The 13,941-nt window shown below is 70.5% G+C and carries 15 protein-coding genes; 2 read left to right on the plus strand and 13 right to left on the minus strand.

Going from position 1 to position 13,941, the window contains the following annotated elements; all coding sequences use genetic code 11:
- The first annotated feature begins 108 nt into the window (after positions 1–108).
- Positions 109–465 (plus strand): hypothetical protein, encoded by a 357-nt coding sequence (locus ACZ53N_RS29670; protein ID WP_469143885.1) that lies wholly within the window; start codon positions 109–111, stop codon positions 463–465.
- A 519-nt stretch (positions 466–984) separates the two neighbouring features.
- On the opposite strand, the gene ACZ53N_RS29675 is transcribed toward ACZ53N_RS29670, so the two are convergent.
- The 13 genes from ACZ53N_RS29675 to ACZ53N_RS29735 form a co-directional block, all read right to left on the minus strand.
- A complete protein-coding gene (locus tag ACZ53N_RS29675) occupies positions 985–1,569 on the minus strand; it encodes an isochorismatase family protein (protein WP_469143886.1) in 585 nt (194 codons plus the stop codon).
- 108 nt (positions 1,570–1,677) lie between these two features.
- On the minus strand, positions 1,678–3,093 hold the full coding sequence (locus ACZ53N_RS29680; RefSeq protein ID WP_469143887.1) for an MFS transporter: 1,416 nt from the start codon (positions 3,091–3,093) through the stop codon (positions 1,678–1,680).
- A gap of 18 nt (positions 3,094–3,111) precedes the next feature.
- A complete protein-coding gene (locus ACZ53N_RS29685) occupies positions 3,112–3,561 on the minus strand; it encodes a MarR family winged helix-turn-helix transcriptional regulator (protein WP_469143888.1) in 450 nt (149 codons plus the stop codon).
- A 355-nt stretch (positions 3,562–3,916) separates the two neighbouring features.
- On the minus strand, positions 3,917–4,474 hold the full coding sequence (locus ACZ53N_RS29690) for a hypothetical protein (protein WP_469143931.1): 558 nt from the start codon (positions 4,472–4,474) through the stop codon (positions 3,917–3,919).
- Between the two features lie 5 nt (positions 4,475–4,479).
- Entirely contained in the window at positions 4,480–5,598 is a 1,119-nt protein-coding gene (locus tag ACZ53N_RS29695; RefSeq protein ID WP_184736048.1) for an ROK family glucokinase, read from the minus strand.
- A 397-nt stretch (positions 5,599–5,995) separates the two neighbouring features.
- Complete coding sequence (locus tag ACZ53N_RS29700) at positions 5,996–6,832, minus strand: ATP-binding cassette domain-containing protein (RefSeq protein ID WP_356453867.1); 837 nt, start codon at positions 6,830–6,832, stop codon at positions 5,996–5,998.
- Positions 6,829–7,881, minus strand: coding sequence for an ABC transporter permease (locus ACZ53N_RS29705; RefSeq protein ID WP_469143889.1), 1,053 nt, complete (start codon positions 7,879–7,881; stop codon positions 6,829–6,831). Before ACZ53N_RS29705 ends, ACZ53N_RS29700 begins: the two co-directional genes overlap by 4 nt.
- Positions 7,878–8,888, minus strand: a complete 1,011-nt coding sequence (locus tag ACZ53N_RS29710) for a sugar ABC transporter substrate-binding protein (RefSeq protein WP_469143890.1) — start codon at positions 8,886–8,888, stop codon at positions 7,878–7,880. The genes ACZ53N_RS29705 and ACZ53N_RS29710 overlap by 4 nt, the downstream gene beginning before the upstream one ends.
- 272 nt (positions 8,889–9,160) lie before the next feature.
- Positions 9,161–9,910: a GntR family transcriptional regulator gene (locus ACZ53N_RS29715; protein ID WP_469143891.1), complete on the minus strand. Its 750-nt coding sequence runs from the start codon at positions 9,908–9,910 to the stop codon at positions 9,161–9,163.
- A gap of 198 nt (positions 9,911–10,108) precedes the next feature.
- Positions 10,109–11,308 (minus strand): cytochrome P450 family protein, encoded by a 1,200-nt coding sequence (locus tag ACZ53N_RS29720; RefSeq protein WP_469143892.1) that lies wholly within the window; start codon positions 11,306–11,308, stop codon positions 10,109–10,111.
- A gap of 63 nt (positions 11,309–11,371) precedes the next feature.
- Positions 11,372–12,112 (minus strand): bifunctional 4-hydroxy-2-oxoglutarate aldolase/2-dehydro-3-deoxy-phosphogluconate aldolase, encoded by a 741-nt coding sequence (locus tag ACZ53N_RS29725; RefSeq protein WP_469143893.1) that lies wholly within the window; start codon positions 12,110–12,112, stop codon positions 11,372–11,374.
- A gap of 218 nt (positions 12,113–12,330) precedes the next feature.
- Complete coding sequence (locus ACZ53N_RS29730) at positions 12,331–12,456, minus strand: hypothetical protein (protein ID WP_469143894.1); 126 nt, start codon at positions 12,454–12,456, stop codon at positions 12,331–12,333.
- A gap of 169 nt (positions 12,457–12,625) precedes the next feature.
- Positions 12,626–13,045 carry a ribonuclease gene (locus ACZ53N_RS29735; protein WP_469143895.1) on the minus strand — a complete coding sequence of 140 codons (420 nt, stop codon included), beginning with the start codon at positions 13,043–13,045 and terminating at the stop codon, positions 12,626–12,628.
- 184 nt (positions 13,046–13,229) lie between these two features.
- Between ACZ53N_RS29735 and ACZ53N_RS29740 the strand changes: the two genes are divergently transcribed.
- Positions 13,230–13,941, plus strand: a 712-nt coding sequence (locus ACZ53N_RS29740; RefSeq protein WP_469143896.1) for a helix-turn-helix domain-containing protein, incomplete at its 3' end; no start/stop codon positions are given.

Raw genomic sequence — 13,941 nt, forward strand, 5'->3', positions numbered from 1 at the left:
GACGGCAGCCGCATGAAAGCCACACCCAGCTCCCCTGGGTGCCACAACCCTACGAATGGCTGGGGCAGACCCAGGAAGAAGGTAGAGCCGCATGAGGGAAGCTCACCGATGAGCCGTGAGCGGAAGCGTCACGCGAAGAACGGGCGCGGGGCCGCGCCGGAGGAGGGAGAACCGTACGTGGTCCTGCGGCCGGACGTCACCGTCCTGGGCGCCGAGGCGCTCGTTCCCCGTGACAATGTCGTACGGCCCGCACCCAACCGTTTCGACCACGTCCTCGAACAGGACCAGCCGTACTGGTTCGACCGGACCGAGCCGCATCCGCAACCCGACGGGACCCTGGCCGCGGGGACGCCCGTGGTCGTCCTCCGGGAGGAGGGCGAGCGGTGCCGGGTGGTCACCGGAAGCGGCCTGTACGTCTCCGTCGACCGGGCGAGCGTGGGGAGACCGCCTCAGGACGACGGGTGAGCGGGTGATGCATGCGACGGCGGGGCCACGGCGTCCGCGATGACGAGGACAGCACCGACGAGGACGGCGAGGGTGCGGTGGGTGGGGACGGCCTGTGGCGCCGGGCTGACTGAATGTCAGTTTCGTCGCCCAGTCAAGTTGCCCGCCCCGCAGCGCCGTCGGTCCGACTGTTCTGTCGAGACGTGCGGGGCAGGAGCTTCCGCTTTCGTCAGAGGAGTCCGAGGAGTCCGAGCTGCGACAGCGCCTGGAGGCCAAGGCCTGCGACGTACGTAAGTGCGTTGGCAATAGGAAGGACGGCCCCCTCGACCATGTTGTCTCCGCTGAGGGCTGTCACCAGGACAGTTTTCGCTAGATCGCCCATCACCATTTCCTTTCGGTGCATCGCGCCCGGAGAGCGAAGAATCGCAGAACAGTTACCCGTAGGCGTTCCTGCCACCTCTGGCGTCACCCCAATGAGCGAGCGTGCAAGTATCGCGCCCGGCGGACGTGCACGCGTTCGCGCGGCGGCCGACGTCTGCCCTACCGCCGACCGGCCTTGAGCGCCTTGAGTACGGCGTCCGTGGTGTCGACGCGCGCGATCAGCGGCAGGATCTTCTTGGTCGCGAACTCCTGGTGCTCGGCGGAGAACGTGCTGGTCGCGTCCTCGGCGACGATCACGTGGTAGCCGTGCTCGTAGGCCAAGCGAGCCGTGGACTCCACGGCGAGGTTGGTGGCGACGCCGGTGAGGACGAGCTCGTCGATGCCCCGACGGCGCATCTGGATGTCCAGTTCGGTGCCGGTGAAGGCGCCCCACTGCCGCTTGGTGATGAGCAGGTCGTCGGGGTGCGCCGCGAGCTCGGGAGAGAGCTCGGAGAACTCCGGGTGCAGAGCCGGCGGGTTGTGCGGCACGTCCGCGCGGGGCTGGAGGGCGGCGCCGCCGTCGGGGCCGTGGGCCACGTTGACGAGGACGACGGGCAGACCGACCGCGCGGAAGGCGTGGGCGAGGCGGGCGCTGTTGTCCACGACCTGGGCAGCCGGGTGGGGCTGCAGCGGGAGGCCGAGGATGCCCTGCTGCACGTCGAGTACGACGAGGGCGGCCTTCGGGCTGAGTTCCTGAACGGGCATGGTGGTTCCTTTCCGATGTGCGCGATGTGCGCGAAGTACGCGAAGTACGCGAGGTGTGCGAGGGGCGCGACGGACACGACGTACGCGCGCCTGGGAAGGGACAGGCGTTCAGCCGTGGTCGGCGGCACCGCGCAGCTGCCGGGTGGTGACGGCGTTGAGGAGGAGGACGAGGCTGATCCCCGTGATCACGGCGGCCAGCAGATGGAGTCCCGAGTCGTCGGCCCGCGTACCGACCGCGATGCCGACGAGAGCCGAGGCGAGGTTCGCGCCGATGTACTGGGAGGTACGCAGAAGCCCGGAGGCGGTGCCGATCTGCTCGGCGGGCGCGGTGCGGTACATCAGCGTCTGGTTGCCCAGGCTGTTGAAGCCGTTGGGCAGGCCGAGCACCGCGGCGATCGCGAGGACCTGCCAGATCGGCATGTCGGATCCGAACAGGGCCAGTGCGCCGCTGCCCAGGCACAGGGCGCCGGAGCCGGTGATCAGGACGAGGCGCAGGCCGCGGTCGACGAGCCGGGTGGCCCACATGGTGGTGGCGATGCCGAGGACGGCCACGGGCAGCATCATCAGGCCGGACCGGGACTCGGACAGGCCGCGTCCCTGCTGGAGCCACTGGGGCAGGGCGTAGGTGATGGAGTAGAAGACCACGTACGTCGCCATGCAGCGCACATACGTCGCGGCGAGCGGACGGTTGTGGGCGATCATGCGCAGGTCCACGAAGGGCCGGTGTGCGCGCAGTTCGCGCCGGATCAGCGCGGCGGTCAGTACGAGGAACACGGCCAGCGCCCACCAGCGGGGGCGATCGGGCAGCGAGAGCAGGAAGAGCATCAGGCCGCACAGCTCGCCGGTGAACAGGGCCATGCCCGGCAGGTCCAGGTCGCGCGGAGTGACGGTGTCGCGCCGCGCGGGATCGTCGGCGGGCAGCCGGATCAGGGCCATGACCATGGCGGCCAGGGTGAGGGGAACGTTGACCCAGAAGATGGCGCGCCAGTCCGCGAGTTGGACCAGTACGCCGCCGAGCGGCGGTCCGAGGGCGACGGCTGCCTGGGAGGCGGCGGAGACGGCGCCGAGCCCGCCGGTGGGTGTGGCGCCGTCGCCGGAGTGGGCGGTGGCCCAGCGGCGGATCATCGACATGCCGGCCGGGTAGGCGGCCGAGGTGCCGATGCCCAGCACCACACGGGCGGCGATCAGCCAGCCGAGGGTGGGAGCGAAGGGCGCGGCGGCGGACGGGAGCAGGACCAGGACCAGCCCGGCGCAGAAGATCCGGCGGGCGCCGAACGCGTCGGCCAGGCGACCCATCGTCGGCTGGGCGACGGCGGTGGCCAGATACAGGCCGGAGACCAGCCAGATGACCTCGGCCCCGGCGTCGAACGCCTGCTGGATGGAGAGCAGGGCCACCGCGATCATCGAGGAGTTGAGGGCGTTGAGCAGGGTGCCCAGGACGATCGGGACGAGGAAGCCGATCGGGATACGGGCGGGGGTGGGGGAAACGGCTTCGGTCGCGGTCCGCCCGGTGGGTAATGCCACGGTGCCCCCTTGGGGTTGCTAGGTCTCGGACAAGAGATCAAGGAGTCTGTTCGCGGCGCTGAGGACCTCCCGCTCGACCGGCGTCAGCCGTGCGGCGATGGCCTGGGCCAGCCATGCGTCGCGCGACTGCCGGTCGGTCTCCACCAGGTGGCGGCCCGCGTCGGTGATCTCCATGAGGACCTGGCGGCCGTCGCGGTCGTGCGGCCGACGCGTGATGAGGCCGCGCTCCTCCAGGGCGGAGAGCTGGCGGGTGAGCGACTGGGGCTGAACGCCTTCGCGGGCGGCCAGCTCCTTGGGGCTGAGGGCCCCCACGCGGTCGAGTCTGCTCAGCACCGAGGCGCTGGTGAGCCCGAGGCCGTGCGCGGGGCGTTCCTGACGCATACGCCGGGCCAGTGCGGAGACGCTGTCGCGGGTCTGCCTGGCCAGGTCGATGGTGTCCTGATTGTCATTGTCCTGATTGTCATCCACGAACGAAGCCTAGCTTATAAGTACGGCTTACCATTTCGTCAACCTCGCCGAATCGGGACGTCCGGATTTCATGCGCCCGAACTCCCTGACCAGCCCGCCCGGCGCCTCCTTGACCTGTACAGAAGGGTAAAGCGTGCCTGTGAGGCGACTCGGATGCGAGGTATGACGCTCCGCGCATTTACTTCGCTGTGCGTACCATGTCGCCTAGCCGGATGGATGCTGTACGCCGTCGTGACGCGCCATGCGCAGAAGCCCCGCCGGAGCTCCGGCGGGGCTTCTGTATCTCACGCGAGCGAGACAGCCGAGATCCTCGGCACGCTCGTTGTCGCCCAGGGGGTCGACTCAGGAGGTCGGCTCAGGGGGTCGTCGTCGAGACGACGTAGACCTTGGGGCGCTCCGGGTCGTCCAGATTCGCTGTGATCGTCAGCGTCGGTTGGGGCTCGTCCTGCTCCCGTACCGTGCCCGTCCAGTGGTGGCCGTCGCCGAACTTCCAGTCGACCTCGGCCGCGTCCTCCTCGTCGATGGTGACGTCACCGTCCTTGAGGGCGTCGGGGCCGGAGCCGACCTTCGTGAGGAAGGTCTCGAAGCCCTCGCGGTTGGTGGTGAACTGGAGGTACAGCGAGCTGGACTTCCACGCGTTGGTCTCGAAGTGGGCGACGTCCTCGGAGTAGGGCGGGATCCACACGCCGTAGATCCGGCGCTGCAGCCGGGAGGGCCAGCCCTCCTCCAGCCCGGTGACGCGCGCCTGCTCCTGCTTGTCGCCGTTGCCGCCGCGGCTCTGCATCGCGGAGATGTACAGATAGCCGGCCGGGATGGCGATGAGCAGGAAGACGATGACGGGCTTGACCCAGCGGTGCCGGGGGCGGGGCCGGCCCGGCTCCTCCGGTTCCGCCGCCGTGCGCTCGGGGTCCATCGTGATCACCCGCGGCCCGCCTGGGCGTACCGCTCGTAGCGCTCGACGCGGCGCCGGTTGGCGCGGCGGAAGCGTCGGGCGACGAGCCGGGCCAGGTCGGCGGCGCCGACCATGCCGGCTTCGGGGCCGAGCTGCGCCTTGACGATCCGGGCCTCCGGGCGGTAGCCGCGGCCGGTGAGGTGGCGGCGGAAGGCGTCCCGGGCGGGGCCGATCAGCAGGTCGTCGGCGGCGCTGACGCCACCGCCGATGACGAAGCAGGACGGGTCGAGGGCGGCGGCGAGATTGGCGATGCCCACGCCGAGCCACTGGCCGATGTCCTGGAGCAGTTCCACGCACATGGCGTCGCCGGAGCGGGCCAGCTCGGTGATGAGCGGGCCGGTGATCTCGGTGATGTTGCCGCCGACGCGGTCGATGATGCCGTACGCGACGGGGGACTCGGCGGCGGCCAGCTCCCGGGCCTCGCGGACGAGGGCGTTGCCGGAGCTGTACTGCTCCCAGCAGCCGCGGTTGCCGCAGGGGCAGCGGTGGCCGCCGGGGACGACCTGCATATGGCCGAACTCGCCGGCGACCCCGTACTTGCCGCGCTTGACCTGGCCGTCCTCCAGGATCGCCCCACCGATGCCGGTACCGAGGGTGATCATCACCAGGTGGTCCTCGCCCCGGCCGGCGCCGAAGCGCCATTCCGCCCAGGCGGCGGTGTTGGCGTCGTTGTCGACCATGACGGGGACGGCGAGCCGGCCCGCGAGCCGGTCGCGCAGCGGTTCGTTGCGCCAGGACAGGTGCGGGGCGAACAGGACGCGGTTGCGGTCGGCGTCCACCCAGCCGGCGGCGCCGATGCCCACGGCGTGCACGTCGTGCCGGTCGGAGAGGTCCAGCACCAGCTCGGTGATGGTGTCCTCGACGACCTTGGGGCTCTTGGACTTGTCCGGCGTCTCGGTGCGGATCTTCTCCAGGATGTTGCCGTCGGCGTCGACGACGCCCGCCATCACCTTGGTGCCGCCGATGTCGATGCCGACCGTGGGCACGCGGGGTGCCGTCAGGTGCGAGCGCCGCTCGCGGGTGCCCACCGTGCGGAGCACGGTCGCTCTCGCCGTACCCCGGTGGAGGTCGCGGTACATGCTCATCGCCGCACCTCCGCCACGGCGTGGCCTCCGGCGGGTGTACGGGGGCGTGCTCGCACGAGTCGTCGTCCCTGCGGGGTCTCGGAGAGGCGGTTGGCCTCTGGCCTACGGGTTGATGACGGGGCAGCCCGTCGTCGCCGATTGTGCCTCACGGGAGGCTTCCGTACCGCATCGCCTGCGGCGGGCTGGCCTCTCGTCCGGCCGGCGGTTCTTCGGCTGCGGGCCGTCGTTGCCGCCTGCGGCGGCGGGGCGCCCGGCGGGCGCGCCCTCAAGCGCCGGACGGGCTGGTTGTGGCTGAGCTCAGCCACAACCAGCCCGCTGGGGGCACCTCCCAGCGGTAGCTGGGGGAGCTTGAGGACACCGCCGCGCCGCTGAGGCGTACAAGACGCGCCGCAGGCGCTTACGCACCCTCGCCGGAGGCGACCGGCTTGCCGCCGATCACGTCCGGGCCCGGCGCCCGCTCCAGCTCGTGGCTGAGCTGGTCGAGCTCGCTGCCGCCCGCCATCTGGCGGGTGAGCTCGTCGAGGGCGATCTCGGACTTGGCGTGGCTGCCGGCCATCGCACCGCGCTTGAGCAGGACGAAGCGGTCGCCGACGAGATACGCGTGGTGCGGGTTGTGGGTGATCAGGACCACGCCGAGGCCCGCGTCCCGGGCCGCCGCCACGTACTTGAGGACCACGCCGGACTGCTTGACGCCGAGCGCCGCCGTCGGCTCGTCGAGGACGAGGACCTTGGCGCCGAAGTAGACGGCGCGGGCGATGGCCACGCACTGTCGCTCACCGCCGGAGAGCGTGCCGATGGGCTGGTCGACGTCGCGCAGGTCGATGCCCATGCGCAGCAGCTCGGCGCGGGTGGTCTCGCGCATCCGGGCGGCGTCGAGGCGCTTGAAGGGGCCGGCGCCCTTCGTCGGCTCGGAGCCGAGGAAGAAGTTCCGCCAGACGGGCATCAGGGGCACGACGGCGAGGTCCTGGTAGACCGTGGCGATACCGCGGTCCAGGGCCTCGCGGGGCGAGCCGAGGCGGGTCTCCTCGCCCTCGATCTCGAAGGTGCCTGCGTCGTGCTGGTGCAGCCCCGCGATGATCTTGATGAGGGTGGACTTGCCGGCGCCGTTGTCGCCGAGCACGCAGGTGATCTCACCCGGGTGCACCTCCAGGGAGACCCCTTCGAGGGCACGGATGTTCCCGTAGAACTTGCTGACGTCCGTCAGCTCGACCAGCGCGTTCCGTGTGTCGCTCACTTCGTCGCCTCCGCCCGCTTACGGACCCACGCGTTCAGCAGCGTCGCCAGCAGCAGCATCGCGCCCAGGAAGAACTTGAACCAGTCCGGGTCCCACTGGGCGTAGACGATGCCCTTGCTGGTCATGCCGAAGATGAACGCGCCGACCGCGGAGCCGATGGCCGAGCCGTAGCCGCCGGTCATCAGACAGCCGCCGATGACGGCCGCGATGATGTAGAGCAGTTCGTTGCCGACGCCCTCGCCCGACTGGACCACGTCGTAGGACATCAGCAGGTGCTGGCCGGAGACCCAGGCGCAGAAGGCGACGGCCATGTACAGGCCGATCTTGGTGCTCTTGACGGGTACGCCGACGGCTCGGGCGGCGTCCGCGTTGCCGCCGACCGCGAAGATCCAGTTGCCGACGCGGGTGCGCAGCAGCACCCAGGTGGCCAGGGCCACCAGGCCGAGCCACCAGAGGATGGTGACCTGGAGGTCGACGCCGCCGATCGTCAGGTGCGAGGCGAAGACCGCGCGGGCGGAGTCGAAGCCCTCCATGTCACCGATGGTCTTGGTGGAGACGGTGCCGCTGATGAGCTTGGTGAAGCCCAGATTCAGACCGGTCAGCATCAGGAAGGTGGCCAGCGTGATGATGAAGCTGGGCAGCTTGGTGCGGGTGAGCACGAAGCCGTTGAAGAAGCCGATGGCCAGCATGGTGAGCAGCGAGACACCGGCGCCGACCCAGACATTGGCCGTCATCTGGTAGCTGAACATCGAGGAGACCAGCGCGGCGCTGGTCACCATCACACCGGCCGACAGGTCGAACTCGCCGCCGATCATCAGCAGCGCCACCGGGACGGCCATGATGCCGATGGTCGAGGACGCGTACAGCACCGTCGACAGGCTGGACGCCTGGAGGAAGCTGTCGGCGACGATCGAGAAGAAGACGAAGACGGCCACCGCGCCGACGACCGCGCCGAGCTCGGGGCGGCCGAGCAGCCGACGCAGGTGGGAGCGGTGCGCCAGCCGCTCGTCGGACGCGTCCTGGACGGGCGCGGTCGCGGGCGCGCTCATCGCGTACCCCGCTTGGTGTACTCGGCGAGGGTCTTGGCGTCGTCCTCGGTGACGATCTGCGGGCCGGTCAGGACCGGGCGGCCGCCGCCGAGCATGTCGCGGTTGTAGCGGTAGAGCCAGAGCAGGTCGACGGCCTCGTAGCCCTGGAGGTACGGGTCCTGGTCGACGGCGAAGCCGAGCTTGCCGGACTGCAGGGCGTCGGCGACCTTGGCGTTGAGGTCGAAGGTGTCGACCTCGGCCTTGCTGCCGGCCTGCTCGGCGGCCTTGACGGCGGTCGGCGCGAAGGGGGCGCCGAGGGTGACGACCGCGTCGATGTCCTTGTCGGACTGGAGCTTCGCCTCGATGGACGACTGCACGTTGGGCATGTTGGTGCCCTCGACGTAGAGGTTCTGCAGATCGCCCTTGAAGGTCTTCTTCACCCCGTCGCAGCGCTGCTCGTGGCCGACGTTGCCCTGTTCGTGCAGGACGCAGACGGCCTTCTTCTTCCCGCGCTCGTTGAGCTGCTCGCCGACGGCCTCGCCCGCGATCACCTCGTCCTGGCCGATGTGGGTGAGCGCGCCGAACTCCTTGGACTTCTCGGAGCCCGAGTTCACGGTGATCACCGGGATGCCGGCCTTCTTCGCCTTGGCGATGACGTCCTTGAGGGCGTCGGGCTTGGCGAGGGTCACGATCAGGCCGTCGACCTTCTGGTCGATCATGGCCTGCACGTTCTGGGCCTGCTTGTTCCCCTCCACGTCGTGGGAGTAGAGGAACTTGATGTTGTCCTTGACCGCCGCCTGCTTGGCACCGTTCTGGACGATGTCCCAGAACGTGTCGCCATCACCCGAGTGGGTGACCATCGCGAAGGTCCAGCGGGGCGTGTCGACCGCGGCGCGCCCCTGGGTGGCCTTGGCGGCCCGCTCCTCCGCGCGCTTGCCGCCCGTAGCGCTGCACCCCGCCAAGGTGGCGCCGAGCACCGCTGCCAGCACGGCGCTCACCGCACGTACGCCTGTCCGAACCCTTGCCACGAGGACTTGCCCCTTCTCACTGTCTGTCACGGTGCGGCCGGACCCCGTTCCCGCGGGCCCAACCGCCCAAGTATCCGTCACCATCCGTCACCGCTGACCGCCGGGGCTTCGCCGGAGTCCTCCGCGGGGCTCTTTCCGTGTGGCAGGAGTTCTAGTGGCGGGCGACACACCACGTCAAGGGTTTGTCAGAACATTCTTACGAACCGGCCCCTCCGCGGAGTGATGACCTCCGCTTTTGTGAGCGGAGATACGGGGGGAAATGCGGGCGGTGGTCAGGGACGGACGAGGAGCTGGAAGTCGAAGGCGTAGCGCGAGGCACGGTAGAGATGTGAGCCGAATTCCACCGCGCGACCCGTGTCGTCGAAGGTGGTCCGCTCCATCGTCAGCAGCGGCGCCCCGGTCGGCTCGGCGAGCCGTTCGCCCTCCTCGGCGGTCGCGGCGCGCGCGCCGACCGTCTGCCGGGCACTGTGCAGCGTGATGCCGGCCGAGCGCATGAGCCGGTAGAGCCCTGTGCCCTCCAGGACGTCGCCGGCGAGGTCGAGCAGCCCGACGGGGAGGTGGTTGCGCAGATGGGCCATGGGCTCGCCGTGCGCGAGGCGCAGTCGCTCGATGTATACGACGTCGGCGCCCTCGGCGACCCCGAGCGCGGCGGCGACCCGGGCGGTGGCGGGTTCGACGGTGTTGCGCAGCACCCGGGTGGCGGGCTTCTGGCCCGCGGCCTCGAGGTCGTCGTAGAGGCTGCTCAGCTCCAGCGGTCGCTTGACCTGGCTGTGCACGACCTGGGTGCCCACGCCGCGGCGGCGCACGAGCAGGCCCTTGTCGACGAGCGACTGGATCGCCTGCCGGACGGTGGGCCGGGACAGCCCGAGCCGCGCGGCCAGCTCGATCTCATTGCCGAGGAGGCTGCCGGGGGCCAGCCGACCCTGTTCGATCGCGGCTTCGAGCTGCTGGGACAGCTGGAAGTAGAGCGGGACCGGGCTGCCGCGGTCGAGGGTGAACTGGAGAGGTTGCTGCTTCGCCACGGAGGGAGCGTAGCCGTAGGACCGGATGACGGATAGTCCGGAGATCCGGTTGTCCGGACATGCGGGAACGTCGGTACGCAGAGTGATCATGACGAGCCGGCATCGCACGCGATGACATGCCGTGACGGCCCGGCGCTGTCCGGGGCCCGGGCGGGAAACGGGGCCCCGGACGTCATAAACGAACGGCGGAACCGGCGGTCAGAAGCTGACGGGCAGTCGGTGCGGGCCGCGGATGAGGAGCCCTTCGCGCCAGGTCAGCGCGGCGGGGTGGGCGTCCAGCGCGAGGTCCGGGCAGCGCTCCAGGAGGGTCCGGACGGCGATCTTGGCCTCCAGGCGGGCCAGCGGCGCCCCCAGGCAGTAGTGGATGCCGTGCCCGAAGGCGACATGGCCGCGTGCGTCGCGGCGGATGTCGAAGCGGTCCGGCTCCGGGTACCGGGCGGGGTCGCGGTCGGCATCGGCGAGGACGGGGAGGACGAGTTCCCCGGCGGGGATGAGGGTGCCACCGATGTCCATGGGCTCGACGGCGAAGCGGAACGTGGGCGTCTCGACCGGTCCGTCGTAGCGCAGCATCTCCTCGACGGCATTGTCCAGCAGCCCGAAGTCGGCCCGCAGATCCGCCAGCTGGTCGGGGTGGGTGAGCAGCGCGAGAACGCCGTTGGAGATGAGGTTGACGGTCGTCTCGTGGCCGGCGACGAGCAGTATCCAGGCCATGCCGAGGAGTTCCTCGGGGGAGAGCCGGTCCCCGTCCTCGTCCGTCGTGCGGATCAGCGCGCTCATCAGGTCCTCGCCGGGCTCCTGGCGTTTGGCCGCGACCAGCTCGGCGAGATACGCCGCGACCTCCGCCGCCGCCTCGCGCTTCTCCTGCGGCGGCGCGGAGCCGACCACGGTGTTCGACCAGCCGCGGAAGGACTCCCGGTCGAGGGACGGCACACCGAGCAGTTCGCAGATGACACCCATGGGGAGCGGGAAGGACAGCGCGTCGACCAGGTCGACACGGCGGTCCGGGGCGGCGAGCATCGCGTCGAGCAGCTCGTCGGTCATCTCCTGCACCCGTGGCGCCATCGCCTGGACCCGCCGCGGGGTGAACTCCTTGGTGACGAGCTTGCGCAGCCGGGTGTGGTGCGGCGGGTCGAGGTTCAGCATGTGCGGGCCCGCGGCGACGAACGGCAGGGAGAAGCCCTCGGAGGCGTGCCGCATGTCCTTGGACAACCGGGGGTCGTTGAGCATGGCGCGCACCTCGTCGTGGCCGACGACGAGCCAGGCGTCCGCGCCCTCCGGCATCCGCACCCGGTGCACGGGCCCTAACGCGCGCAGCTCCGCGTAGACCCGGTACGGATCGCGGGCGAACTCCCCGCCCATCCCCGCCAGATCGACTATCTCGCCCGTGCCTGTACCCATGGGTGGACCCTCCTCGGTTGACCAGGTCCTCACATTAACGGGCGCGTCCTCGTCGGATCATCATCAATACGCGTCCTCCGACCGGGCGTCGGGGACGGTGCCGAAGGGGTCATCGGGGTCGAAGGGGTCGTCGGGGTCGAAGGGGTCGGGGGTGGCGGTAGGTTCACGGCCGGCGCCCGGATCGGCCGCGTCGGCGAGGCGGGCGAGGAGGTCGGCGGCGCGCTTGGCGACGGTGTCCCGGTCGCCTTCGGAGAGCACGGAGCCCATGGCACAGGCGACCGCCCCGGCGGCGATCCACTCGGGGGCGCTGTCGATGGTGATGCCGCCGGTGGGCAGCAGCGCCGATTGCGGCAGGGCGGCCCGGATGTCCTCGATCCAGCCCGGGTGATGGGCGGAGGCGGGGAAGAGCTTGAGGGCGTCGGCACCGAGCTCCAGGGCCCGGACGATCTCGGTGGGGGTGGAGACGCCGGGGAAGACGGGGACGCCGTAGCGGTGTCCGGTGCGGATGACCTCGGCGTCGAGGCTGGGCGAGACCAGGAAGCGGGCACCGGCCTCCACCGCCATCCGCGCGGAGGGGGCGTCCAGCACGCCGCCCGCCCCGATGAGGGCCTCGTCGCCCACCTCGCGGGCCAGGGTGGTGACGACCTCCAGGGCGAACGGCGTGGCCAGCGATATCTCCAGGCTGGTGAGGCCGGCGGAGAGCAGGGTGCCGGCCGTGGCCGTGGCCTGGTCGTAGCTGTCGCCGCGGACGACGGCGAGGACGCGCTGCGCGAGCGCGGCTCCGGTGATCTCCCAGCGGTACACGGCAGTTCGCCGCCCTTCTCGATGTGCGTACGGTGTCCGATGCGATGGGTGCGGGTTACGGGGTACGGGGCCGAGTGGGGTTCCGAGCCGGGGTCTGAGCGGGGCCGGTTGCGGACCGCCGGGGCCAACAGGGGTGGCTCGCAGTGGTGTTCGACGGATCCCCTGGGCGTTCCAGGCTTGGGCGCGGCCTGTCGGAGGCCGGCGCGAGGTGCCGCGGATCAGCCGCCCATGCGGCCGGCGGCGCCCGAACGCCCTTCCCGTGCGCGCCGGAAGGCGGCCCCGGCGGGTATCCGGAGCACGGCCTCGCGGGTGATCGCTTCCAGGTCCTTCATCACCGATGCCACGAGTGCCTCCCTGAACGTCGACCCCTATCAAAACGTTAACGGGAGGCGCTGACAATCGGACCCCGAGTGCCGTCGCCGACGGCACTCGGGGAAACGGGAGAGTCCCGCCACCGGGTGGTGGCGGGACTCTGGTGTCGATCGTTCACGGGACCGCTTCGGGTCCGCGTCCTCAGCAGGTGCGGTCGACCAGGTTGAAGGTGCCGTAGTGGTCGCCGGTGTAGTAGTCCTCCTGGCTCTTCTGCCCGGCGACGATGCGGCGGGCACCGCGGTCCGGGGAGCCCGGGGTCTTCACGGTGTACTCGTGGTAGTAGCCGCTGGACTGCTTCGGCAGGACGCCCTCACGGTTGGAGAAGACGGTCCCGTCCTTCGGGTACGGGAAGGGACCGCCGGCCTCGATCAGCCGCAGGGTGTCGTGGGCCTGGGAGGGCAGGGCGGAGTAACAGATGTCGCCGACGGCCTTGATGGCGACTGTGGACTGGACCGTCGGGGCGGCGGTCGCGGCCGGGGCGGCGACGGCGGTGCCGAACAGGAACGTCGAGGCCAGAACGGCGAGGGCGGCGGTACGCGCGAGGCGGTGGGGGGTTCTCATGACACCAGCATGGCGCGACGAGTACATGTCATGTCAACGCTGATGATCAACTGTTTCCCGGGTATTCACCGCATGCCCCCGGTGTTCACGACATCCGGAGTGCGCCCTTTCGTTCCCGACGCCGGCATTTTGCCCCTGAGGCAAAACTTTTGCCCCGTAGGTAAGGGAGGGCTATACCGGAGCCATGAGCCAGTTGCCCGACCAGCCCGACGCGCCGCCCGGCCTCGCGGCCGGGTCCCCGCCGGACGGCCACGCCGACCGACTGCCCGACGTCGCCCCGCGACTGCGGGCCCTGCGCAAGCGCAGCGCGCTGACGCTGGAGGCCGCCGCGGCCCGGGCCGGCCTCTCCCCCGCCCATCTGTCGCGGCTGGAGACCGGCCGCCGGACGCCGTCGCTGCCGATGCTGCTGGCCTTGGCCCGCACCTATGGAACGACGGTATCCGACGTGCTGGGCGAGGTGCCCGCGGAGCGGGACCCGATCGTCCGGGCCGACCGGATGGAACCCCAGGAGGCGGGCGGCTGGACGTACTGGCGGGCCGGCGGCTCGGGCCGGGCCATGCAGGCGCTGCGGCTGCACGTACCGGCGGTCGGGGGCCAGGACGAACTGGTGCGGGTGCACGCGGGCGAGGAATGGCTGTACGTCACGAAGGGGCGGCTCAGGCTGACGCTCGGCGAAGCCGTGCATCTGCTCGGCCCGGGCGACGCCGCCCACTTCGACTCGCTCACCCCGCACCGCATCGCCGCCGCCTCGCACGGCGGGGTGGACCTGCTGTTCATGCACACGCTGATGCAGAGCGGCGGGGGGGGGGGGGGGGGGGGGGGGGGAGGGAAAAAAAAAAAAAAAAAAAGAAAAGGAAAGAAAAAAACCCAACCCACACCCCACCAAACACCCCCCC

Source organism: Streptomyces sp. NPDC033229 (assembly GCF_055576875.1).

Bases quoted from the DNA above. Each gene is read 5' to 3' on its own strand.
- ACZ53N_RS29705 (WP_469143889.1), bottom strand. From the start codon at position 7,881: ATGAGCGCGCCCGCGACCGCGCCCGTCCAGGACGCGTCCGACGAGCGG.
- ACZ53N_RS29735 (WP_469143895.1), bottom strand. From the start codon at position 13,045: ATGAGAACCCCCCACCGCCTCGCGCGTACCGCCGCCCTCGCCGTTCTG.
- ACZ53N_RS29675 (WP_469143886.1), bottom strand. From the start codon at position 1,569: ATGCCCGTTCAGGAACTCAGCCCGAAGGCCGCCCTCGTCGTACTCGAC.
- ACZ53N_RS29670 (WP_469143885.1), top strand. From the start codon at position 109: ATGAGCCGTGAGCGGAAGCGTCACGCGAAGAACGGGCGCGGGGCCGCG.
- ACZ53N_RS29695 (WP_184736048.1), bottom strand. From the start codon at position 5,598: ATGAGCATGTACCGCGACCTCCACCGGGGTACGGCGAGAGCGACCGTG.
- ACZ53N_RS29720 (WP_469143892.1), bottom strand. From the start codon at position 11,308: ATGGGTACAGGCACGGGCGAGATAGTCGATCTGGCGGGGATGGGCGGG.
- ACZ53N_RS29690 (WP_469143931.1), bottom strand. From the start codon at position 4,474: ATGGACCCCGAGCGCACGGCGGCGGAACCGGAGGAGCCGGGCCGGCCC.